This is a genomic window from Streptomyces sp. SolWspMP-5a-2 (assembly GCF_900091845.1).
Classification (GTDB): Bacteria; Actinomycetota; Actinomycetes; order Streptomycetales; family Streptomycetaceae; genus Streptomyces; species Streptomyces doudnae.
On sequence record NZ_FMCI01000235.1, the window covers coordinates 23,380 to 44,402 of the forward strand.

Sequence of the window (21,023 nt, forward strand, 5' to 3'; positions counted from 1 at the left end):
ACCGTCAGGGCACTGAGCATTTCGGTGAAGTTTCTTTCACGCTGCCACCGGACGGTGCGGCCGTCAAGGTCGCGTACCGACAAGGGTTCCAAGCGCTCGCAGGCCGCAGACAGCCCGCCGGTGGCCGGGTATCGTTCCGTGCACCGACGAAATGCAGCTAGACGAAACGCGGCGACGAACGCGCCCACGCGACCCCGGCGCGTTCCACCCGCGACCTCCCCGGTGCGCCGCCGCCCCCGCGCCGCCGCGCCGCCGTCCACGACCTCGGGAGCACACCATGGCCGCGGTGGACCTCACCACCCACCCCGGGCACCTGGCCCGGCGGCTCCAGCAGGCGCACTACCTGCTGTGGAACACGATGGTCTCGGAGGAGACCACCTCGCCGCAGTTCGCCGTCCTCAACGCCCTGGTCGCCGAACCCGGCCTCGACCAGCGGACCGTGGGGGAGCGGGTGGGGCTCGACCGGTCCACCGTCGCCGAGGTGATCAGCCGTCTCGACCGCCGCGGACTCCTCGGCAAGGTGCGCGACCCCGCGGACGGCCGCCGCTTCCTGCTGCGCCTCACGGACGACGGGCGGCGCGTCCACCGCAAGCTGGCCGTGCGCACCGCCCGGATGAACCAGGTCTTCCTGGCCCCGCTCTCCGCCGACGAACAGCAGACGTTCTTCGCCCTCATCCGCCGGGTCGCGGACGCGGCCGAGGGGCTCCGCAACCCCGCGGAGCCCCTCGCCGCACCGCGCTGAGCCCGGTCAGGACGCCCGCGCGAACACCACCCACACCTGGCCGTCGGCGAAGTTCACCGGCTGCCCGGCGGCCGTCGTGAAGTCCGTCCCGTCCGCCGCCCTCGGCCGCTTCCACTTCACCCCGTAGACGCGCCCGTCGCGCAGCACGTCCGCCGTCCCCGACCCCACGGTCTCGGTGTATGGCGTGGTGTTGCCGAGGAAGTCGTGGAACCGCGACGACCGCATCTTCACGTACTGCACGACCACCGTGGCCGGGGTGACCCGCTGCCCGTCGCTGGTCACGGTCGGCGAACCGTCCGTCGACACCAGCCAGCGGCCGCGCTCCGCCGACCAGTCGAAGGTGAACGAGGCGGACGGGTAACGCACCGTCCGCGTGGTCTGCGGGGTGCCCCCGTCGGGCGCCGCGCCGAACCGGAAGCCGTTGGTCAGCGCGGCCGACGTGGGCGCCGTCGGCATCAGCCGGGCCGGACGCAGGTAGAGGTTGTGCGGGGCCGACTTGTCGGAGTTGCGGAAGAAGGCGCCCTCCACGTTGCCGGGCTGCTCGGGCCGCAGCCGCGCCTGGCCGATCAGCGGCAGCAGCTTGTGCTGCGCGCCCGAGAAGGCGAGCGTCGGCCGGTCGTACTGGCGCAGCAGCTCCAGATCCGACTCGCGGGCGCTGCGCACCGGTCCGACGACCTTCGGCAGCTTGGTCGCGAAGACCGCCATCAGACGGCTCAGACCGCCCTCGACCTGCTCGGCGTAGACGACGTCGGCGGCGCGCAGGCCGGTCTGCGGGCGGGCCGCCCGCACGTTGTCGATCTTCACGGCGAGCGGCGCGGGCGCGGTGGCGGGCCGCTGCGGGGTCGGCGTGTTCGGCGACGGGAGCGCCGGTGTGCCGACCGGGCGGCCCCGGCCGTCGTCCACCGGGGTGCGCGGACCGCCCGCGCACCCCGCCGCCAGCGTGACCGTCACCGTCGCGGCCAGCAGCGCCGCCGTCGTCGTCGCGTGCCGTCCGCGCGCCCTGTGTCCCATGCCCACCGTTGCCACCCAGTCCGTGTCGTTCGATTGTGCGCTCATCAGTTCATCGGTGGCCCTACCCCCGCCGTCCCCGGAGGGCGCGGCGGAGACGACCGAACGGGTGGACGAGTCCCCCGGACGGCGCAGGAGCACACCGCCGCACGGACGACGCCCCTCCCGTCGCCCGCGGGCGACGGCGGCAGCGCGGACGGCGGAGCGGCCAGGTGACGGGGTGCGGCGGGGCGGGGGAGAGGCGGGTGGGGCGCCTCAGCGCGGCGGGCGGGTCACTCCGCCGTGCCCAGGATCTCCGCGAGGTCGTAGCGGACCGGCTCCTCCAGCTGCGCGTAGGTGCAGCTCTCCGGGGTGCGGTCCGGGCGCCAGCGGCGGAAGCGGGTGGTGTGCCGGAACCGCGCGCCGTTCTCCAGGTGGTCGTACGCCACCTCGGCCACCCGCTCCGGCCTGAGCGGCACCCAGGACAGGTCCTTCTTGCCCGACCAGCGGCTGGGGGCGCCGGGCAGCCGGGCCGACTCGTGCGCCGCCTCCTCGGACCAGGCCGCCCACGGATGCCCGCCGACGTCGTCCATCCGCAGCGGTTCGAGCTCCGCCACCAGTTCCGCGCGCCGGGCCATGGTGAACGCGGCCGACACGCCCACGTGCTGGAGGACGCCCCGGTCGTCGTGCAGTCCGAGCAGCAGCGAGCCGACCACCGGTCCGCTCTTGTGCGGCCGGTACCCCGCCACCACGACGTCCGCGGTGCGCTCGTGCTTGATCTTGTACATGGCCCGCTGGTCCTGGCGGTAGGGCAGGGTGAGCGGCTTGGCGACGACGCCGTCGAGCCCGGCGCCCTCGTACCGCTCGAACCACTCGTGCGCGACGTCGACGTCGGTGGTCGCCGGGGCCAGGTGCACCGGCGCCGTGACCCCCGCCAGCGCCCTTTCCAGCAGCGCCCGCCGGTCGGCCAGCTCCACGTCAAGGACCGACTCGTCGGCCAGGGCCAGCAGGTCGAAGGCGACGAACGACGACGGGTTGCGCTCGGCCAGCGTCCGCACCCGGGACTCCGCCGGGTGGATCCGCTCGGTCAGCGCGTCGAAGTCGAGCCGCCCCTCCCGGGCGATCACGATCTCCCCGTCCACCACGCAGCGCTCCGGCAACCGCTCCCGCAGGGCCGCCACCAGCTCCGGGAAGTACCTGGTCAGGGGCTTGCCGGTGCGGCTGCCCAGGACGACGTCGGCGCCGTCGCGGAACACGATCGCCCGGAACCCGTCCCACTTCGCCTCGTACTGCATGCCCGGCGGGATGCGCGCGACCGACTTGGCGAGCATCGGCTTCACGGGCGGCATCACCGGGAGATCCATACACCGACTCTAGGAGCGGCCGGGGACGGCTGCCTGTCGAGCACCGGTGGGGGCGGGGCGCGGGGCTGGCGCTGCCGCACATGCGCGTCACCGCCGCCGGTCCTACCGTGGCCGCATGGGCGAAGCGGTGGAACTCGAAGCGGGCGGGCGCACCGTCCGGCTGTCCAGTCCCGGCAAGGTCTTCTTCCCCGAGCGCGGATTCACCAAGCTGGACCTCGCCCGGTACTACATCGCCGTCGGCCCCGGCATCCTGCGCGCCCTGCGCGACCGCCCCACCACCCTGGAGCGGTATCCCGAGGGGGTGACCGGCGAGAACTTCTTCCAGAAGCGGGCGCCGAAGAACATGCCCGACTGGATCCCCACCGCCCACATCACCTTCCCCAGCGGGCGCAGCGCCGACGAGATGTGCCCCACCGAGGAGGCGGCCGTGCTGTGGGCCGCCCAGTTCGGCACCCTCACCTTCCACCCCTGGCCGGTCCGGCGCGCGGACGTCGACCGCCCCGACGAACTGCGCATCGACCTCGACCCGCAGCCCGGCACCGACTACGACGACGCCGTCCGCGCCGCACACGAACTCCGTTCCGTCCTCGACGAGTTCGGCGGACTGCGCGGCTGGCCCAAGACGTCGGGCGGCCGGGGCCTGCACGTCTTCGTGCCGATCGAGCCGAACTGGACCTTCACCCAGGTGCGCCGCGCGGCCATCGCCGTGGCCCGGGAGCTGGAGCGCCGGATGCCGGACCGGGTGACGACCAAGTGGTGGAAGGAGGAGCGCGGCGAGCGCATCTTCGTCGACTACAACCAGACCGCGCGGGACCGCACCATCGCCTCCGCCTACTCGGTGCGGCCGCGTCCGCACGCGCCGGTCTCGGCACCGCTGCGCTGGGCGGAGGTCGGGGACGCCCACCCGCGCGACTTCGACCTCGCGACGATGCCGCCGCGCTTCGCCGAACTCGGCGACGTGCACGCCGACATGGACGACCACGCCTTCTCGCTCGAAGCGCTGCTCGACCTCGCCCGCCGCGACGAGCACGACCACGGACTGGGCGACCTGCCGTACCCGCCCGAGTACCCCAAGATGCCGGGGGAGCCCAAGCGGGTACAGCCGAGCCGGGCCAGGAAGGACGAGGCGTAGGGCCCGCCCGACGACTCCCGCCGCTGCCCGCGGGGCGGCGGAGCGTCGTCGGACGGGCCCTCGGCCCCGGGGCAACTGCCCCGCGGTGTCCTACAGTTCCTTGACGCGGACGTCCCGGAACGACACCACGTCCGAGGTGCTGTGCACCTGGAGCCCGAGGTAGCCGGAGGCGAACCGGCGGCCGTCGGTGCCCGGGTCGTCATCGCGCGGCGGACTGAACTCCTGGCCGCCGGTGTTGTCGAACTCGTTGATCAGCACACCGTTGCGGAACACCTCGTAGTGCTGGTCGACCACCCGGATCTCGTAGTCGTTCCAGGTCCCCTTCTGGGTGACACCGGCCCCGGCGAGCCCCACCCGGTCGAACCCGTAGATCGAACCGGTCTTGTACAGGTCGCCGTCGGGCCGGTCGAACACCTGCACCTCGTGCCCGTACTTGATGGCGGCCCACTCGGGCCGGGACTCCTCGGGATGCCCGTGGGGGTACGGGAACCGCACGAACACACCGGAGTTGGCGTTGCCGGTGCCCGGGGCGTCGTCGCGCCACTGGAGGCGCAGCGAGAAGTCCCCGTACTTGCGCTCCGGGAACCACAGCATGCCCAGGCCGTCCCTGGTGGTGCCGCTGGTCATCGACCCGTCGCCGTTCGGCGCGAACGAGCCGCCGCCCACCTGCTGCCACCGGGCGAAGGAGGCCGCGCTGCCGTCGAAGAGGGTGCGGTAGCCGTCGTTCTGGCCCGGCGTACCGATGCCGGACTCCCGGGCCGCCTGCCGGACGGCGGTCACCTCGCGACGGTCGACCACCCCCTCCTTGAGCAGCGCGTCGAGGACCGTCCGCACGTGCTTGAGGAACAGCGCGTGCGACGTCCACTCCTTCTCGTCCTCGATCAACTCGTTGATCCGGCACCGGTTGTCGGTCACCCGGTTGGGCACACCGGAGTCGACCGTGCCGACGATCACCGTCAACCGTTCGTCGAACTCCGGGCAGTTGGGCGCGGGCACGCCGCCACCCGCCACCACCGTGAAGCTCACGGTGCGCGCGGTGGAGGTGTTGCCCGCCTTGTCGGTCGCCCGGTAGGCGACGGTGTGCGGGCCGACCCGGTCGACGACGACGGGAGCGCCGTAGGCCAGATAGGGGCCGCCGTCGAGCGAGTACGCGATGCCCGCGACCCCCGAGCCGCCCTCGTCGGTGGCGCTCACGGTGACCTTGGCGCCGCCGACGTACGCGCCGTCGGAGTTGCGGGTGCCGGTCACCGTCACGCCCGTCACCGGCGGGGTGGTGTCCTGCGCGGGCGGCGCGACGACGGTGAAGGTCACGCTCTTCTCCGCCGCGACGTTGCCCGCCTTGTCGGTGGCCCGGTAGCGCACGGTGTGGGTGCCGACCTGATGCACCATCACCGGCGCGCCGTACGGCTGCCAGGCACCGGAACCGAGCGCGTACTCCACGGAGTTGACCCCGGAACCGGTGTCGGAGGCCGACACGGTGACCGTCGCCATGTCCAGGTACGCGCCGTCCGCGTCCCGCTCCCCGCTCACCGTCGCCGAGGTCTCCGGCGGCGTGGTGTCGTCGGACGGCGGCGCGACGACGGTGAAGGCGACGCTCTTCTCCGCGGAGACGTTGCCCGCCTTGTCGGTGGCCCGGTAGCGGACCGTGTGGTCCCCGACCCGGTCGACCGGGACGGGCGTGGTGTACGGCTGCCAGGCGTCGTCGCCCAGCGCGTACTCGACGCGGTCGACGCCGGAGCCGCCCGGGTCGCTCGCGGTGATCTCCACGCTCGCCGAACCGACGTACTGGCCCTGCGCGTTCTGGACGCCCTTCACCTCGGCGGAGGTCTCCGGCGCGGTGGTGTCCTCGCCGCCCGGTTCGGTCACCGTCAGGACGCCCTGCATCTGCCCGTGGCCGGGGATCGTGCAGTGGTAGAAGTACCGGCCCGGGGTCAGGGTGACCTCGGCGGTGTGCCGGCCGCCCTGGTCGTCGAACGGGTTGGCCAGGATGTTCAGCTGGACGTCACCGTTGTACTCCGGGTCCGTCGTCGCGAACGTCAGCGTGTGCGGCATGCCGCTGGTGTTGCCGGTCGCCGCGCTGTTCTCGAAGACGATCGTGGCCTGGCCCGCGACCGCCGTCGCCGGTGCCGACCCGTAGGCGGTGATGTCGTCGCCCGCCGTCCAGGTCAGCACCTGGGCGGCGGCCGGCTGCGCGCGGTCGGTGGTCCGCGCGCCCGCCGCGGACGGCAGACCGAGCACCAGCAACAGCCCGGCCAGCAGCGCCGTCAGGGCTCTGTGTCTCCTCATCACTGTCCTCCCCTCGCCAACTGGGCGGCGGACGGCGTCGGTTCGCCGCCCCGGTAGGTGACGCGCCACAGCGCCGACTTGGCGTCCGAGGTGAAGAAGCCGCGCCCGTAGTCGAGGACGTACAGGGAACCGTCGGGACCGAACTTCCAGTCCATGAGGTTCTTGATGCCGTCGTTGCCGACCGGCACGATCTTCTTCAGCGACTCCGCGTGGATCGGGAGCCCGCCGTCGCCCTGCGTCTTCGGATCGGTGATCACCGCGTTGCGCGGCTGGTCGGCGTCGTAGAAGTCGCCGACGAACCACTTGCCGTCCCAGTACGCGGGCCACTTGGACGCGCTGGTGGACGCCGGGTCGTACCGGTAGACCGGCCCGTTCATCGCGGCCTGCCCGCCGCCCTTGAGCCACGGCAGCAGATAGGTGGCCTCCTCCTGCTTGTAGGAGGGCACGCCCTTCGCGTCGCGCGGGTAGTCGGGCGCGCCGCCCTGGGGCGAGTACCAGATGTTGTTGCCCGTCACCGGCGGCAGGTTCATCAGACCGTCGTTGTTGGGCGACTCGTTCTTCGGGTGGTCGCAGTCGTACCAGCCGAGCGGCTTCGACGGGTCGGGCAGATTGCGGTCCCGGTAGGGCTGCTTGTTGCCCATGCAGTACGGCCAACCCCGGTTGCCCGCTTTGGTGATGACGGCGAACGTGTCGTACTTGGCCGGACCCCAGGTCGTGGACGGCGCTCCCGCGTCCGGTCCGACCCAGCCCGCGTAGAGGACGTCCGTGGTGCGGTCCACGAAGATGCGCGAGGGGTTGCGCACGCCCATCACGTAGATCTCGCCGCGGGTCTTGCCGCCGCCCTCGTCGGTCTCCCGGCCCGTGAACAGGTTCCCGGCCGGAAGGGTGTACGTGCCGTCGGGCTCCGGATGGACGCGCAGGATCTTCCCGTTGAGGTTGTTTGTGTTGCCCGCGGTGCGCCGCGCGTCGGCGAACGAGACGCCCTTGTAGTTCGGCGCCGGGTTGTTGCCCGAGTAACCGTCGCTGAACCCGCTGGAGTTGTTGTCACCGGTCGCGATGTACAGGTTGCCCTTCGAGTCCCAGGCCATCCCGCCGCCCGCGTGGCAGCAACTGTGCACCTGCACAGGCCACTTCAGCACGACCTTCTCGCTGCCCAGGTCCAGCTTGCCGGTGGCCCGGTCCAGCGTGAAGCGGGAGACGCGCCGTTCGGCGATCCTCCGGTCCCGGTCGAGACCCGCGTGCGGGGTGTAGTGCAGGTACACCCAGCCGTTCTCCTCGAAGCGCGGGTCGAGCTCGATGCCGAGCAGCCCCTCCTCGACCTTGACCAGCTCGTCGCCGCCGCCCTTGTTGCCGAAGACGCTCAACTCGCCCGCGAGGGTGACCTTCCCGGTCTTCGGGTCGTAGACGTGGACCTGGCCCTTGCCCTTGCCGACGTCCGGGTCGTTCCAGTCGGTGACCACCGGCTGCGAGGAGTCGGCGCCGCCCCGGCCGATGTAGAGGACCCGCCCGTCGGGCGCGGTGACCAGGCCGTGCGGTTCCCCGATCTGGTCGTTGCGGCCGGGCTGGTTGGGCTCGGTCAGCCGCCGCGCCGTGTAGTTGCCGGTGATGGTGGCCTTGCAGTCGGCCCGCACCAGCCGGGTGGTCCACAGCAGCGCGCCGCGCAGATGGGCCCGGAAGTCGGTCTCGTCGTACGACGACACCGTGCCGCCCATCCCGGTGTAGAAGGAGCGCCCGCCGTCGTAGTCGCGGCACCAGCTCACCGGGTGGTCGGCGCCGTTGGCGCTCGCTCCCGGGCTGTACGTCGACTCCCGCACCCGGGCCACCGTGTGCACGTCGCCCGACGGGTTCTTGACCCAGTTCGGCCACACGTCGGAGCGCTTCCACTGCACCGGCAGGTCCTTGGTCGCCGGATGCAGCCGGTCGCCCACCTCGACGACCGCGCGCTGCGTCGCCGTCGGGCTCGACCCGGTGGGCCGGGCGCCGATCAGACCGGTGAACCAGTCCGAGTACGGCTCCGCGCGCGCCGCGTCGTGGACGCCGAGGAACCCGCCGCCCGCCTCCATGTACGCCTCGAGACCGGCCTCCTGCTCCGGGTCCAGGACGTCCCCGCCGCCGGTCAGGAACACGATCGCGTTGAAGCGTCCGAGCCGCGTCGCGTCCGTGAAGACGGCCGCGTCGCCGGTGGCGACCACGTCGAACCGCTGCTCGGCGGGCCCGCTCAGACCGATCCGCTCGATGGCCTCGATCCCGGCGTTCACCACCGGGGACTCCTCGCCGGCCGCGGCGGAGCCGTAGAAGATCAGCACCCGTACGTTCGCGCCGCCCGGCGGCGACTTGATGGACATCGTTGTCGACGACGGCAGCGGCGCGGGACGCGCGCTCGCGGCCGGACCCGACAGCAGCCCCGCGGCCACGACCCCGGCCGTCACGGTGGCCGCCCAGATCCGTCGTCGCCCGGCTCTCCTCGTTCTCAACCCTCGTAAGTGCATGGGCACCTCCCCGGTCACAGCGAACGCCAAGGAAGCTAGACGGCTTTGCCCGGTTCGCCAATACCTATGACCGTGATGGCATGAACTTTGTCCTGAGTGTGGATAAACGACCGCGTGGCCGGTACCGTCGCACAGGTTCGTCACAGGTACGCCTGCGCAAAGTCCTTACCAGTGTGGGGAGTTACGCATGGACAGACGGGGCTTCAACCGACGTGTGCTGCTCGGCGGGGCGGCGGTCGCGACATCGTTGTCCTTCGCGCCGGAGGCCGCCCGCGCGGCGGGACCGGTACGGACCGCTCCGGCCGGCGGAGAGGTGCGGCGCATCAGGCTCTACGCCGAGAAGCTCGCCGACGGGCAGTTGGGCTACGGCTTCGAGAAGGGCCGGGCCTCGGTCCCCGGCCCGCTCATCGAACTCAACGAGGGCGACACCCTGCACGTCGAGTTCGAGAACACCATGGACATCCCCGTCAGCCTGCACGTCCACGGCCTCGACTACGAGATCAGCAGCGACGGCACGAAGATGAACGGGAGCGACGTCGAACCGGGCGGCACCCGCGTCTACACCTGGCGCACCCATGTGCCCGGCCGCCGCTCCGACGGCACCTGGCGGTCGGGCAGCGCGGGGTACTGGCACTACCACGACCATGTCGTCGGCACCGAGCACGGCACCGGCGGCATCCGCAAGGGCCTCTACGGGCCGGTGATCGTCCGCCGCAAGGGCGACGTCCTGCCGGACCGCACCCACACGATCGTCTTCAACGACATGACGATCAACAACCGGCCCGCGCACACCGGACCCGACTTCGAGGCCACCGTCGGCGACCGCGTCGAGTTCGTCATGATCACGCACGGCGAGTACTACCACACCTTCCATCTGCACGGTCACCGCTGGGCCGACAACCGCACCGGCACCCTGACCGGGCCGGACGACCCCAGCCAGGTCATCGACAACAAGATCGTCGGCCCGGCGGACTCCTTCGGGTTCCAGGTGATCGCGGGGGAGGGCGTCGGCGCCGGGGCCTGGATGTACCACTGCCATGTGCAGAGCCACTCCGACATGGGGATGGTCGGGCTGTTCCTGGTGAAGAAGACGGACGGCACCATCCCCGGCCACGAACCCCACCACGGGCAGGCCGCGAGCGGCGCCGGCGAGGCCGCCGGGCCGGACCCGGCGGCCGGGTCCCACCACCACTGACCGGCGCCCGCGCGGCCCCCGCACCCACCCGAGAGCGCCCTCACCTCGGCACTCGCCGGAGTTATCCTGATCGGCACCCCGCCGATGAGGAGCCCCGAAGTGACCGACACAGCGCCGCGCCCCACTCTGGAGGCCGTGGCCGCCCGTGCCGGGGTGTCCCGTGCCACCGCCTCCCGCGTGGTGAACGGCGGCGACGGCGTCCGGGAACCGCTCGTGGAACGCGTGCGGCGCGCAGTGGACGAACTCGGCTACGTGCCCAACCAGGCGGCCCGCAGCCTGGTGACCCGGCGCCACGACGCGGTCGCCGTGGTCATCGCCGAACCGGAGACCAGAGTCTTCGCCGACCCCTTCTTCGCGCTGCAACTGCGCGGCATCAGCAAGGAGTTGACCGCGCACGACAACCAGCTCGTGCTGCTGCTCACCGAGGGCCGCGACGACCACGCCCGGGTCGGCCGCTACCTCGCGGGCGGACACGTCGACGGCGCGCTCGTCTTCTCGCTCCACCTCGACGACCCGCTGCCCGGCCTGATCCGCCGGGCCGGGGTGCCGACGGTGTTCGGCGGCCGCCCGGACTGGAGCGACGGCGAGGACGGCGACCGGGACCCGGCCGCGCGGGACACGGACGCCGCCGACAGGGGCGAGGGTGCGGGCGGCGGCGGTGGCGTGATGTACGTCGACAGCGACAACCGCGACGGCGCCCGCACCGCCGTGCGCCATCTGGTCGGCCTCGGCCGCACCCGGGTCGCGCACATCACCGGGCCGCTGGACCAGACGTCGGCGGCGGACCGGCTCGACGGCTTCCGCGACGTCCGCGTCGACGCCGACCCCCGGCTGGTCGAGGAGAGCGACTTCACCCCGGCCGGGGGCGAGCGGGCCATGCGGGAGCTGCTCGACCGCCGTCCCGACCTGAACGCCGTGTTCGCCGCCAACGACCTCAGCGCGGCGGGCGCCCTGCGGGTGCTGCGCGAGCGCGGGCTGCGGGTGCCGCAGGACGTGGCCGTGATCGGCTTCGACGACATGCTGCCGGTCGCCGACCAGACCGACCCGCCGCTGACCACCGTCCGCCAGGACATCGAGGAGATGGGCAGGCTGATGGCCCGCCTGCTGCTCAGCCGCCTCGACCACCGCGCCACGCCCGCGCACGGGGCGGACACCGGGACACCGGCGGGCGTGATCCTGCCGACGACGTTGATCCGCCGCGCGTCGGCGTGACCGCAGCCGCAGGCCGGAGTCGCAGCCGCAGTCGCGGGCCGGAGTCGTAACCGCAGCCGCAAGCCGCAGTCGCGGGGGACACGCAGCCCTCGGCGCCCGACCCGGCCGTTCACCCCGTCTCACGATGCCCGGCCGAACCCCCCGGACCGCATGACCCCCTCGACGCCCGGCCGCGCCCCCGCACCGCCTCAGCACCTGGACGGCTGACCTGCGCCCCTAGCCGCCGGGGCGCTCGCTCCTGATCACCGCGAAACGGGCGCCGTACGGGTCCGCCAGTTTGGCCATCCGGCCGACGCCCGGGACGTCGGTCGCGGGGGCCCGGACCGTGCCGCCCAGGTTGCGCGTGTCGGCGACGACGACGTCCGTGTCGGCGACCTCGAAGTAGGGCAGCCAGTACGCTCCCGCCGCCGCCTCCACGGGATCGTCGGCCAGCGGCACGATGCCGCCGAACATCGCGTTCTCCCCGGCGCCCGCCGCGTTGACGCAGGTGTAGGTGGAGCCGGGGAACGGCACCGCCGACGTCTCCAGACCCAGCGCCGCGCCGTAGAAGGCCGCGGCCGCCGCGACGTCCGGCGTGTACAGCTCGACCCAGGCCAGCGCGTTCGGTTCGTTCGCCACGTCGATCCCCTTGATCTGACCCGGCTGCCAGATCCCGAACGGCACGCCCGCCTGGTCGGCGAGGACGGCCATGTGGCCCTGGCCCATCACGTCCATGGGCGGGGTGAGGACCCGGCCGCGCGCCCCCTCGGCCGCCTTGGCCGTGGCCTGCGCGTCCGCGCTCTGGAAGTAGACGGTCCAGGCGGGCGGCATCTGGTCGGGGGCGGCCATGCCCCCGGCCGCCGTCTTCCCGTTCTGCTGGAAGAAGCCGTAACCACCGGCGTCGGGCCCGGCGGAGCGGAACTCCCAGCCGAAGAGACCGCCGTAGAAGGAAATGGCACCGTCGAGGTCGGTCGTGGCGACGTCGAGCCAGTTCGGAGCGCCGTCGACGAAACGGGTGGTGAGCATGATCGCCCTCCTTCGAGAGGTCCCGTCCTGTGCACTCCCGAGTCTTCCACCGCCCACTGACAAGCGCGGCCCGAGCGCCGCGCGCCGCCGTGCGCGGGGTCCCTGCGGGCGTCACCATGCGGGTGGCCGGGGGCCCGGACGTCGGCGTTGATCCGGTGTTGATCGAACGTTTCGCACCGCCCGACACGATGAGGGCATGCATCTGGAGACGATGACGCCGACCGCACCGGCATGGCAGGCACAGGCACTCTGCGCGCAGACCGGAGCGGACTTCTTCTTCCCCGAGCCGGGCAGCTCGGTACGCGAGGCCAAACGCATCTGCGGCATGTGCGAGACGCGCCCCGCCTGCCTCGACCACGCCCTCGCCAACGACGAGCGCTTCGGGGTCTGGGGCGGCCTGTCGGAGAAGGAGAGGCTGGAGATCCGGCGCGCCTCACGCTGAATCCGATCATCGCGGCCGACGCTCCGCCCGGCGCGACCCCCGTGCGGCCCCGGCACCACGGAGGCCCACGGCATTCCTGGTGGCCCCGGAGCCCAACGGCATTCCTGGTGGCCCTGCGCCCCGGAGCCCAGCGGCACTCCGGCGGCACCGGCGCCCCGATGACCGACGGCACCCCCGGCGGCCCCCGGCACCCCGGCGGCCCCGCGCCTCGGTGCCGGGCGGGCCCGGACAGCCGTCCGCCCCGCGGGCACGTCGGCCTGCGGGGCGGAGCACCCGCGCGGACACCGGGAGACCGGTGCGTGCCCGCGGGTGCCGGACGGGTCGGGCGGGCGGGACGGGGTCAGGCGCCGCGGGCGGCCATCCGCGCCTTGCGCGCCGCGAGCTTCTCGTCGAACTTGGCCGCCTCGGCGTCAAGGCCGCCCATGTACAGGCCGAGCTCCTCCTGCGCCTGGACGCCCTCGGGGCCGAGCCCGTCGATGTCCATGACCTTCAGGAAGCGCAGCACCGGCTGGATCACGTCGTCGTGGTGGATGCGCAGGTTGTAGACCTCGCCGATCGCCATCTGCGCGGCGGCCCGCTCGAAGCCGGGCATGCCGTGTCCCGGCATCCGGAACTGCACGACGACGTCGCGGACGGCCTGCATGGTCAGGTCGGGGGCCAGCTCGAAGGCGGCCTTCAGGAGGTTGCGGTAGAAGACCATGTGCAGGTTCTCGTCCGTCGCGATCCTGGCCAGCATGCGGTCGCAGACCGGGTCGCCCGACTGGTGGCCGGTGTTGCGGTGCGAGATGCGGGTGGCCAGCTCCTGGAACGCCACGTAGGCGACCGAGTGCAGCATCGAGTGCCGGTTGTCGGACTCGAAGCCCTCGCTCATGTGGGCCATCCGGAACTCTTCGAGCTTGTCCGGGTCCACCGCGCGCGTGGCGAGCAGGTAGTCGCGCATCACTATGCCGTGGCGGCCCTCCTCGGCCGTCCAGCGGTGCACCCAGGTGCCCCAGGCGCCGTCGCGTCCGAAGAGGGAGGCGATCTCGTGGTGGTAGCTCGGCAGGTTGTCCTCCGTGAGGAGGTTGACGACCAGAGCGATCTTGCCGATGTCGGTGACCGGCGACTGCTCCTTGCTCCACGCCTCGCCGTCGTCGAAGAACTTCGGGAAGTTGCGGCCGTCGCTCCACGGCACGTAGTCGTGCGGCATCCAGTCCTTGGTGACCGCGAGGTGCCGGTTCAGTTCCTTCTCGACCACTTCCTCCAGGGCGTACAGGAGCCGGGCGTCGGTCCAGCCGGCCGGGCTGCCGAGGTGGGGAGAAGTGATCGTCACGGAGACTCCAGGGGGACGCGCAACAACAAGGGAACGGGGTTCACCGGCGAGCGGTGCCGGCAACCTACGGAATCGTAGGCTACGAAACCGTAGGTTACGTTGCCGTAGGTTAAGTGTGCTGTAAAGAGCGCTGATCAGCCCGGGTCCCGCGGCATGCGAAAAGTCCCGGGACCCGCAGGTCCCGGGACTGAAAGAGTGACGCGGCCACCCGTCAGGCGTACAGCTCCCGGACCCGCACCGAGAGGCACGTCACACAGCCTTCGAGTTTCTCGAACTCGCTGATGTCGACCAGGACCGGCTCGTGACCGAGGTCGGCGAGCAGCTCCGCCGTCTTGGGCGCGCTCGCCGCCATCAGCAGCTTGCCGTCCCCCAGCAGCACCACATGCCCGCCGGACTCCTCGGGCACGGGCAGGAACCGCGGGAAGAGCGACGGGTGGTCCACCACGGGCGGGTGCCCGACGACCGTACCGTCCGGCAGCGCCGTCACTGCCGACTTCAGATGCAGCACCGTGCTCACCGGCACGGTCACCACCCGCGCCCCCAGCGGCTCGAACGCGGCCCTGAGCTGCTGCACACCGGCCGCGTTCGTCCGCCCGCCGCGCCCGACGTACAGGGTGTCGTCGACCTTCAGGACGTCGCCGCCCTCCAGGGTGGCCGGTTCCCAGATCCAGTGCACCGAGCAGCCGAGCCCGGCCACCGCCTCCTCCACCCCGAGGGTCTCCGGCCGCCGGGACGCGGCGCCCGGCCGGGTGATCAGCGCGACGTTCCGGTACATCACCACGGTGTCCTCGACGAAGACGGCGTCGGGGCAGTCGTCCACCGGCTCGACCTCGACGGTCTCCCAGCCGTGCGCGCGCAGCGTCCCGACGTACGCCTCCCACTGCTCGACGGCCAGGCCGACGTCGACGGCCCGGCGTTCGACATGGGTGACGAGGCCCTCGGCGAGGCGCGGGCCGGGGCGGCGGACGAGAGCCTTCTTGCTGGGCACCAGAGGGTCTCCGTAACGGCGGGAGGGCGGACCGGGTGCCCGTGGCGCGGGCCCGGTCCGCCATCATGCAATGCGCACGTACCGCGACAGAAGCCCTGTTGTCAGGCTGTGTCCGTCCCGGGACGCGCCCCGGCCCCCGCAGCCGCGTCCCCCGCGCCCGCGGCGGCGCGCCCGGTCATCCGATCTCCGCCGGGTCCGTCTCCGTCAGCTCGCCGTCCAGCAGCAGCCAGCGGGTGACGCCGATCGACTCCAGGAACGGCAGGTCGTGGCTGGCCACGATCAGCGCCCCCTGGTACGCCTCCAGCGCGGTCGTCAGCTGCCGCACGCTCGCCATGTCGAGGTTGTTGGTCGGCTCGTCCAGCATCAGCAACTGCGGTGCGGGCTCGGCCAGCATCAGCGCGGCCAGCGCCGCCCTGAACCGCTCGCCGCCGGAGAGCGTGGCCGCCTTCTGGTCGGCCTTCGCGCCCCGGAACAGGAACCGGGCGAGCCGGGCCCTGATCCGGTTGGGGGTGGCGTCCGGCGCGAACCTGGCCACGTTCCCGACGACCGAGAGATCGTCGTCGAGGACGTCGAGCCGCTGCGGCAGGAACCGCAGCGGCACGTGCGCGTGCGCCTCGCCCGAGACCGGCCTCAGCTCTCCGGCGATCGTGCGCAGCAGCGTCGTCTTGCCCGCGCCGTTGCGGCCGACCAGCGCGATCCGCTCCGGGCCGCGCAGGTCGAGTCCGCCCGCCACGCGCGCGCCGTGGGCGAGTTCGAGGTCCAGGAGGGTCAGCACGGTACGGCCGGGCGGCACCGTCGTGCTGGGCAGGTCGACGCGGATCTCGTCGTCGTCCCGCACCGCGTCCACCGCCTCGTCGAGCCGTTCCCTGGCCTCCGCGACCCGCTCCTGGTGCAGGATGCGGTGTCTGCCCGCGGACTCCTGCGCCGCCCGTTTGCGCGCCCCCATGACGATCTTCGGCTCGCGCTTCTGGTCCTGCATCTTCTGCCCGTACCGCTTGCGGCGGGCCAGTTTGACCTGGGCGTCGGCCAGTTCGCGCCGCTGCTTGCGCAGATCCGACTCGGCGACCCGCACCATCCGCTCGGCCGCCTCCTGTTCGGTGGCGAGCGCCTCCTCGTAGGCGGAGTAGTTGCCGCCGTACCAGTGGACCGTCCCGGAGCGCAGGTCGGCGATCCGGTCGACGAGGTCGAGGAGTTCGCGGTCGTGGCTGACCACGACCAGCACCCCGGGCCAGGCGGCGACGGCCGCGTACAGGCGGCGGCGCGCGTACAGGTCGAGGTTGTTGGTCGGCTCGTCCAGGAGCAGGACGTCCGGACGGCGCAGCAGCAGCGCGGCGAGCCGCAGCAGCACCGACTCGCCGCCCGACACCTCGCCGACGGTGCGGTCCAACGCGATGTGGCCGAGCCCGAGTTCGCCGAGGGTGGCGAGGGCGCGCTCCTCCACGTCCCAGTCGTCGCCGACCGTCTCGAAGTGCGCCTCGGCCGCGTCGCCCGCCTCGATGGCGTGCAGCGCGGCCCGCCGGGCGGCGATGCCGAGCGCCTCGTCGACGCGCATCCGCGTGTCGAGCGTGACGTTCTGCGGGAGATGTCCGACGTCGCCCGCGGCGCGCACGGACCCTTCGGCCGGGGTCAGTTCACCGGCGGCGAGTTTCAACAGGGTGGACTTCCCGCTCCCGTTGACGCCGACGAGTCCGGTCCGGCCGGAGCCGAACGTCACGTCGAGGCCCTCGAAGACGGGGGTTCCGTCGGGCCAGGCGAACGACAGGGAGGTACAGCTGAGGGAAGAAGACATACGGGCCTCGCGGTTGCTTGATGCGGTCAGGGGCAAACGCGTATCGAGACACCGGCGACCGACGGCTGGGAGGAGGCGCGGGGAGAGCGGGGGAAGGGCTCCGCTGCCCGGGACGGCTCGAACGCCGAGGTCGCACGCTGCGCCCACACCCGTGGTGTGTGACGCGGTGGCTCAGGACCTCAGACGAGCAACGTCCTTCTCCGATCGACGGCAGCAGAAGCGGTCCCAACGTACGAACGGGCCGCCCGGCTGTCAACGCATTAACGTGATCACCGAAGCCCCGCGCGAAGGAGGCACCGTGCCCGACGGCTCGCTCTCGCTGTCCGCCCGGCTCTACCTGCTGGCCTGGGACATCAGGAGGTCCGAGGTCACCGACGGCCCCCTGGTGCGGTCCGGCGCCCTGGCCGAGCTGTCCCGGCGCGGCCTGCTCGTCGACGACGACGGCATCGCGACCCCCGCCGACCTGGACACCGAGACCGGGGACGCGGTCCTCGACGGTCTGCTGGAGCTGGTGCGCGAGTCCCGTCCGCACCGCTGGGGGAGCTGGGTGACCACGCACGCGCGCGTGACGCTCGACGCGGCCCGCGAGCAGCTCACCGCCGAGGGCTTCCTCACGGCGGAGCGCAGACGGGTCCTGGGGGTCTTCCCGTCGGTCACCTACGCGCTCGCCCGCCGCTCCGCGGTGGCGGTCCTCAGCGACGAGGTCCGGCAGGTGCTCGCCGGGCCGCCGCCGGTGGCCGACGTGGCCGACCGGGACGCTGCGCTGGCCGCCCTCGCGCTCGCCGGGCACCTGCTGCCCGCGGGCGACCCCGCGCGCGGGGAGGCGCTCACCGCGCGGGCCTCGGCCGCGGTACCGGGCCTGCGCGCCGTCCTGGCCGAGCTGCGGCCCCGGGTCGGCGCGACCACCTGAGCGGCCCCGCGGGTCAGTCCATCTAGCAGGCGTCCCGCATCAGCTCGGCCAGCTCGTGGTCCAGGCCGAGGTGGAGGTGCTCGTAACCGGTGGGCACGAGTTCGGCGGTGGCGGCGAGGAACCGGCGCACCTCCTCCGAGCGGACGTGCACCACGGCGATGCCCTCGGGCGCCCGGAACTCCAGCACCGTGCGCTCCCACCCGTAGGGCCGCACCCGGACGTCGCCGTCCCCCTCGGATCCGCTCAGCCCGGCCGCCAGCAGCTCGCGCGCGAACGTCCAGCAGACGTCCACGCCCTCCAGGGTGGCCGGGGCGGGGAAGGTCATCCGGACCGCGAACGGTTCGCTCGGGTCGTAGTGCAGGGTGGCCGGGATGCTCGACAGGCGGGGCGCGGCCGCGACGAGCCGGGCCTCCACGGGCTGGTCGATGACTGTGGACAACGCCTTGCTCCCTCGTGCGTGACGACTGGACGTCTGTCCGGGCGGATGGGTCCGGGCACAGGGGGAGACGCAGGAACCGGCCCCCGCGTGCACACCGGACCGGCGTGACGTCCGTCACCGCCCGCCGCGCCCCCGTCGCCGCCTGCCGCCCCCGGTCACCGCCCGCCCACCGGGCCCCCGCGCCCGCCGTCCGGTGGGCGGACCGTAGGCTCGTCCCACCATGACGACCGTGACCGTGACCGTGCGGATCCCCGACGGCTGGCCCGTGACCGAGGAGGAGGCCCGCGCCGTCCAGGACGCGCTGCGGGCCCGGGTGGAGGCCGGCGGGAGCGGCCCGCCGCCCGGCACCGGACGGGTGACCGGCGTCGACGTCGCCTACGACGACGGACGGGACCTCGTCGCCGCCGCGGCCGTGGTGCTGGACGGCGCGACCCTGGACGTCGTCGCGGAGGCCACCGCCGTCGGATCCGTGCCGTTCCCCTACGTGCCCGGCCTGCTCGCCTTCCGCGAGCTGCCCGCCGTGCTGGCCGCCCTCGACGCCCTGCCGTGCCCGCCGGGCCTGGTGGTCTGCGACGGCTACGGCCTGGCCCACCCGCGCCGGTTCGGCCTCGCCAGCCACCTGGGCGTGCTGACGGGGCTCGCCACCGTCGGCGTCGCCAAGAACCCGTTCACCTTCCACCACGACGATCCCGGCGCCGCGCGCGGCAGCACCTCACCGCTCCTCGCGGGCACCGAGGAGGTCGGGCGGGTGCTGCGCACCCAGGACGGCGTCAAGCCGGTCTTCGTCTCCGTCGGCCACCGCACCGGCCTCGACGACGCCTGCGCCCAGGTGCTGGCCGTCACCCCGCGCCACCGGCTCCCGGAGACCACCCGCAGGGCCGACGCGCTCTGCCGCAGGGCCCTTCAGGAGGCGCTCACCCGCCACTGACCGACCTCGGTGTACGCGGAGTCGTACACGGCCTCGCCCGTGCCGTCACGCAGTGCGTAGCGGTGCAGGTTCCCGCCCCAGTAACGCAGGATCCGGCCCAGCCCGGCCGCCCGGTCGGCGTCGGAGGCGTCGTCGTCCAGGGTGACTTCGAGGAGGAATCTCATGCCGTCCAGTCTTCCATCGAAGTGCGCGCCGGCGCGCTGGAGTTCGCGGCCCCGGCGGACACCGGACGGTCCCCGCGGACGCCTCCGGCGGGGCGCGCGCCGAGGGCCTGGAGGCGTCCGCGGGACACCAGGACGAACTGAGTACCCGTACGGATGTGCGCATCGCGATTCACGGGGCAGAGTCTTGGTCATGACCACCCACCGCGCCCCGCAGCCCCTCACCGACCCGACCCGCCCCGTCGAGCGCGCCGTGACCGCCGCGCTGGTCCTCGGCGTCCTGGCGGGCGCCGCCTGGATCGCCGGGATGGTCTACACCCTGGCCGACTGGACCCTCTGACCCCGGCCGCCGCCGAGGACCCGCGCACCCGGACCGTCAGCGGACCGCCGCGACCCGGAAGGCGAGGCCCGCGTCGCGCAGCCGTCCGGTCAGCGCGTCGCCCATCGCGGTCGCCGTGGTGACCTGGCCCGCCGTCACGGGAAGGTCGTCCAGCGCCAGCGACAGGGCGCCCTCGGCGAACATCTTGGCCGTCTCGCCGTAGCCCGGGTCGCCGCCGGAGACCTCCGTGTACACGCGCCTGCCGCCCCCCTCGCCCACGAACCTGACGGTGAACCGGCTGCGGGCCCGCTTCTCGGCGTCCGGCCCCTCGCCCGGCCTGACCCGGTCCGACAACCACCGCCGCACGGGCGGCAGTTGGGCCGCCGCGACGATCCCGCCGACGGCCGCGACCCCGCCCGCCGCGACCGGCAGCCGCCGTACGGCCGCGTAGTGCCGGTAGCGGAAGTCGGGCCCGTACCGCTCCAGGGCCCGCGCCGACCTGACCACGACCTGCGGATCGATGGTGGGCAGCGGCAGCGCCCAGGCACCGACCTCCGGGGCGTACCGGGGCGCGCTCGCGGGTGCCGTCGCCCGGCGCCCCACCAGGCGCGGCTCGTGGCGCCCGCGGTCCCGCGCGGCGGCCCGCATCGCCCGCACCCGCGCGACCTGGGAGAGCGCCGACGCGAGGGTGCCGCCGGAGAAGGTGGCGTCCACGGTGACGAACCCGTCGACGGTCAGCGGCACCCCCTCCGGGAGGTGTCCCACCGTGAAGTACACGCCCAGGTCGTGCGGCACCGAGTCGAAGCCGGCGGCGTGCACCAGCCGGGCGCCGGTCTCCCGCGCGCGTGCGTCGTGCCGCACGTAGGTGAGGTCCACGAACTCGGGCTCGCCGCAGAGGTCGAGGTAGTCGGTGCCGAGGTCGGCGCAGGCCGCGACCAGCGCGTCGCCGTGCCGCACGTAGGGGCCCACCGTGGTGGCCACCACGCGCGCGTGCCCGGCGAGTTCGCGCATCGACGCGGCGCTCGCCCCGTCCGCCCGCAGCACCCCGGGCCTGGCGCCCCCGGGCAGCCGCTCGCGCAGCGCGTGCAGGCGCAGTTCGTCGCGCCCGGCCAGCGCCCACCGCAGCCCGTCGGGCGCGTGCGCGGCCAGGTACTCCGCGGTGAGCGTGCCGACGAAGCCGGTGGCCCCGAAGAGCACGAGGTCGTACGGGCGGTCGGTCGTGTTCAGCCTGCTCATGACACCCCTTGGTCCACAGCACGCGCCGTTGTCGGTGGCCGAGGCTAGCGTGCGACGGACCGAGCCCGGCGACGAGCCTGACAACGA

19 protein-coding genes are annotated in these 21,023 nt (G+C 73.2%); 8 read left to right on the forward strand and 11 right to left on the reverse strand.

Annotated features, from left to right (window positions below; all coding sequences use genetic code 11):
- Positions 1 to 277 precede the first annotated feature (277 nt).
- Complete coding sequence (locus GA0115242_RS23340; RefSeq protein ID WP_093831583.1) at positions 278 to 742, forward strand: MarR family winged helix-turn-helix transcriptional regulator; 465 nt, start codon at positions 278 to 280, stop codon at positions 740 to 742.
- A 6-nt stretch (positions 743 to 748) separates the two neighbouring features.
- Here GA0115242_RS23340 and GA0115242_RS23345 read toward each other — a convergent pair whose 3' ends face one another.
- Together GA0115242_RS23345 and GA0115242_RS23350 are read right to left on the reverse strand one after the other, a co-directional pair.
- Positions 749 to 1,798 carry a DUF3048 domain-containing protein gene (locus tag GA0115242_RS23345; RefSeq protein WP_370672317.1) on the reverse strand — a complete coding sequence of 350 codons (1,050 nt, stop codon included), beginning with the start codon at positions 1,796 to 1,798 and terminating at the stop codon, positions 749 to 751.
- Positions 1,799 to 2,022: 224 nt separating this feature from the next.
- Entirely contained in the window at positions 2,023 to 3,093 is a 1,071-nt protein-coding gene (locus tag GA0115242_RS23350) for an ATP-dependent DNA ligase (protein WP_093831587.1), read from the reverse strand.
- A gap of 115 nt (positions 3,094 to 3,208) precedes the next feature.
- On the opposite strand from GA0115242_RS23350, the gene ligD reads away from it, so the two are divergent.
- Positions 3,209 to 4,225: a non-homologous end-joining DNA ligase gene (gene ligD / locus GA0115242_RS23355; RefSeq protein WP_093831589.1), complete on the forward strand. Its 1,017-nt coding sequence runs from the start codon at positions 3,209 to 3,211 to the stop codon at positions 4,223 to 4,225.
- 90 nt (positions 4,226 to 4,315) lie between these two features.
- Here the strand turns inward: ligD and GA0115242_RS23360 are convergent, their stop codons facing one another.
- Entirely contained in the window at positions 4,316 to 6,511 is a 2,196-nt protein-coding gene (locus tag GA0115242_RS23360) for an OmpL47-type beta-barrel domain-containing protein (RefSeq protein WP_093831591.1), read from the reverse strand.
- Positions 6,511 to 9,000 carry a ThuA domain-containing protein gene (locus tag GA0115242_RS23365; RefSeq protein WP_176729896.1) on the reverse strand — a complete coding sequence of 830 codons (2,490 nt, stop codon included), beginning with the start codon at positions 8,998 to 9,000 and terminating at the stop codon, positions 6,511 to 6,513. The genes GA0115242_RS23360 and GA0115242_RS23365 overlap by 1 nt, the downstream gene beginning before the upstream one ends.
- A 187-nt stretch (positions 9,001 to 9,187) precedes the next feature.
- On the opposite strand from GA0115242_RS23365, the gene GA0115242_RS23370 reads away from it, so the two are divergent.
- Entirely contained in the window at positions 9,188 to 10,195 is a 1,008-nt protein-coding gene (locus GA0115242_RS23370) for a multicopper oxidase domain-containing protein (protein ID WP_093831595.1), read from the forward strand.
- A gap of 99 nt (positions 10,196 to 10,294) precedes the next feature.
- Entirely contained in the window at positions 10,295 to 11,407 is a 1,113-nt protein-coding gene (locus tag GA0115242_RS23375) for a LacI family DNA-binding transcriptional regulator (RefSeq protein ID WP_093831597.1), read from the forward strand.
- A gap of 216 nt (positions 11,408 to 11,623) precedes the next feature.
- Here GA0115242_RS23375 and GA0115242_RS23380 read toward each other — a convergent pair whose 3' ends face one another.
- A complete protein-coding gene (locus GA0115242_RS23380; RefSeq protein ID WP_093831599.1) occupies positions 11,624 to 12,412 on the reverse strand; it encodes a VOC family protein in 789 nt (262 codons plus the stop codon).
- Positions 12,413 to 12,608: 196 nt separating this feature from the next.
- Here GA0115242_RS23380 and GA0115242_RS23385 point away from each other — a divergent pair, with 196 nt between their 5' ends.
- Entirely contained in the window at positions 12,609 to 12,854 is a 246-nt protein-coding gene (locus GA0115242_RS23385) for a WhiB family transcriptional regulator (RefSeq protein WP_093831601.1), read from the forward strand.
- Positions 12,855 to 13,194: 340 nt separating this feature from the next.
- Here the strand turns inward: GA0115242_RS23385 and GA0115242_RS23390 are convergent, their stop codons facing one another.
- The 3 genes from GA0115242_RS23390 to GA0115242_RS23400 all read right to left on the reverse strand — a co-directional run bounded on the left by GA0115242_RS23390 (position 13,195) and on the right by GA0115242_RS23400 (position 16,943).
- Positions 13,195 to 14,166 carry an acyl-ACP desaturase gene (locus GA0115242_RS23390; RefSeq protein ID WP_093831603.1) on the reverse strand — a complete coding sequence of 324 codons (972 nt, stop codon included), beginning with the start codon at positions 14,164 to 14,166 and terminating at the stop codon, positions 13,195 to 13,197.
- A 211-nt stretch (positions 14,167 to 14,377) separates the two neighbouring features.
- Positions 14,378 to 15,154, reverse strand: a complete 777-nt coding sequence (ddaH, locus tag GA0115242_RS23395) for a dimethylargininase (RefSeq protein ID WP_093831605.1) — start codon at positions 15,152 to 15,154, stop codon at positions 14,378 to 14,380.
- Positions 15,155 to 15,329: 175 nt separating this feature from the next.
- Positions 15,330 to 16,943 carry an ABC-F family ATP-binding cassette domain-containing protein gene (locus GA0115242_RS23400; protein WP_093831607.1) on the reverse strand — a complete coding sequence of 538 codons (1,614 nt, stop codon included), beginning with the start codon at positions 16,941 to 16,943 and terminating at the stop codon, positions 15,330 to 15,332.
- Positions 16,944 to 17,241: 298 nt separating this feature from the next.
- On the opposite strand from GA0115242_RS23400, the gene GA0115242_RS23405 reads away from it, so the two are divergent.
- On the forward strand, positions 17,242 to 17,853 hold the full coding sequence (locus tag GA0115242_RS23405; protein ID WP_093831609.1) for a GOLPH3/VPS74 family protein: 612 nt from the start codon (positions 17,242 to 17,244) through the stop codon (positions 17,851 to 17,853).
- Between the two features lie 22 nt (positions 17,854 to 17,875).
- On the opposite strand, the gene GA0115242_RS23410 is transcribed toward GA0115242_RS23405, so the two are convergent.
- Entirely contained in the window at positions 17,876 to 18,292 is a 417-nt protein-coding gene (locus GA0115242_RS23410; protein ID WP_093831611.1) for an SsgA family sporulation/cell division regulator, read from the reverse strand.
- A gap of 220 nt (positions 18,293 to 18,512) precedes the next feature.
- Here GA0115242_RS23410 and GA0115242_RS23415 point away from each other — a divergent pair, with 220 nt between their 5' ends.
- Positions 18,513 to 19,220 (forward strand): endonuclease V, encoded by a 708-nt coding sequence (locus tag GA0115242_RS23415; RefSeq protein WP_093831613.1) that lies wholly within the window; start codon positions 18,513 to 18,515, stop codon positions 19,218 to 19,220.
- On the opposite strand, the gene GA0115242_RS23420 is transcribed toward GA0115242_RS23415, so the two are convergent.
- A complete protein-coding gene (locus GA0115242_RS23420) occupies positions 19,196 to 19,384 on the reverse strand; it encodes a hypothetical protein (RefSeq protein ID WP_093831615.1) in 189 nt (62 codons plus the stop codon). The two genes, GA0115242_RS23415 and GA0115242_RS23420, sit on opposite strands and share 25 nt — an antisense overlap.
- Before the next feature lie 190 nt (positions 19,385 to 19,574).
- Between GA0115242_RS23420 and mmpA the strand changes: the two genes are divergently transcribed.
- On the forward strand, positions 19,575 to 19,721 hold the full coding sequence (gene mmpA, locus GA0115242_RS40865) for a morphogenic membrane protein MmpA (protein WP_093831617.1): 147 nt from the start codon (positions 19,575 to 19,577) through the stop codon (positions 19,719 to 19,721).
- Between the two features lie 36 nt (positions 19,722 to 19,757).
- Here the strand turns inward: mmpA and GA0115242_RS23430 are convergent, their stop codons facing one another.
- On the reverse strand, positions 19,758 to 20,936 hold the full coding sequence (locus GA0115242_RS23430; protein ID WP_093831619.1) for a saccharopine dehydrogenase family protein: 1,179 nt from the start codon (positions 20,934 to 20,936) through the stop codon (positions 19,758 to 19,760).
- Between the last annotated feature and the right edge of the window lie 87 nt (positions 20,937 to 21,023).

Bases quoted from the DNA above. Each gene is read 5' to 3' on its own strand.
- GA0115242_RS23340 (WP_093831583.1), top strand. From the start codon at position 278: ATGGCCGCGGTGGACCTCACCACCCACCCCGGGCACCTGGCCCGGCGG.
- GA0115242_RS23345 (WP_370672317.1), bottom strand. From the start codon at position 1,798: ATGAGCGCACAATCGAACGACACGGACTGGGTGGCAACGGTGGGCATG.
- GA0115242_RS23350 (WP_093831587.1), bottom strand. From the start codon at position 3,093: ATGGATCTCCCGGTGATGCCGCCCGTGAAGCCGATGCTCGCCAAGTCG.
- ligD (WP_093831589.1), top strand. From the start codon at position 3,209: ATGGGCGAAGCGGTGGAACTCGAAGCGGGCGGGCGCACCGTCCGGCTG.
- GA0115242_RS23360 (WP_093831591.1), bottom strand. From the start codon at position 6,511: ATGAGGAGACACAGAGCCCTGACGGCGCTGCTGGCCGGGCTGTTGCTG.
- GA0115242_RS23365 (WP_176729896.1), bottom strand. From the start codon at position 9,000: ATGCACTTACGAGGGTTGAGAACGAGGAGAGCCGGGCGACGACGGATC.
- GA0115242_RS23370 (WP_093831595.1), top strand. From the start codon at position 9,188: ATGGACAGACGGGGCTTCAACCGACGTGTGCTGCTCGGCGGGGCGGCG.
- GA0115242_RS23380 (WP_093831599.1), bottom strand. From the start codon at position 12,412: ATGCTCACCACCCGTTTCGTCGACGGCGCTCCGAACTGGCTCGACGTC.
- GA0115242_RS23385 (WP_093831601.1), top strand. From the start codon at position 12,609: ATGCATCTGGAGACGATGACGCCGACCGCACCGGCATGGCAGGCACAG.
- GA0115242_RS23400 (WP_093831607.1), bottom strand. From the start codon at position 16,943: ATGTCTTCTTCCCTCAGCTGTACCTCCCTGTCGTTCGCCTGGCCCGAC.
- GA0115242_RS23415 (WP_093831613.1), top strand. From the start codon at position 18,513: ATGACGACCGTGACCGTGACCGTGCGGATCCCCGACGGCTGGCCCGTG.
- GA0115242_RS23420 (WP_093831615.1), bottom strand. From the start codon at position 19,384: ATGAGATTCCTCCTCGAAGTCACCCTGGACGACGACGCCTCCGACGCC.
- mmpA (WP_093831617.1), top strand. From the start codon at position 19,575: ATGACCACCCACCGCGCCCCGCAGCCCCTCACCGACCCGACCCGCCCC.
- GA0115242_RS23430 (WP_093831619.1), bottom strand. From the start codon at position 20,936: ATGAGCAGGCTGAACACGACCGACCGCCCGTACGACCTCGTGCTCTTC.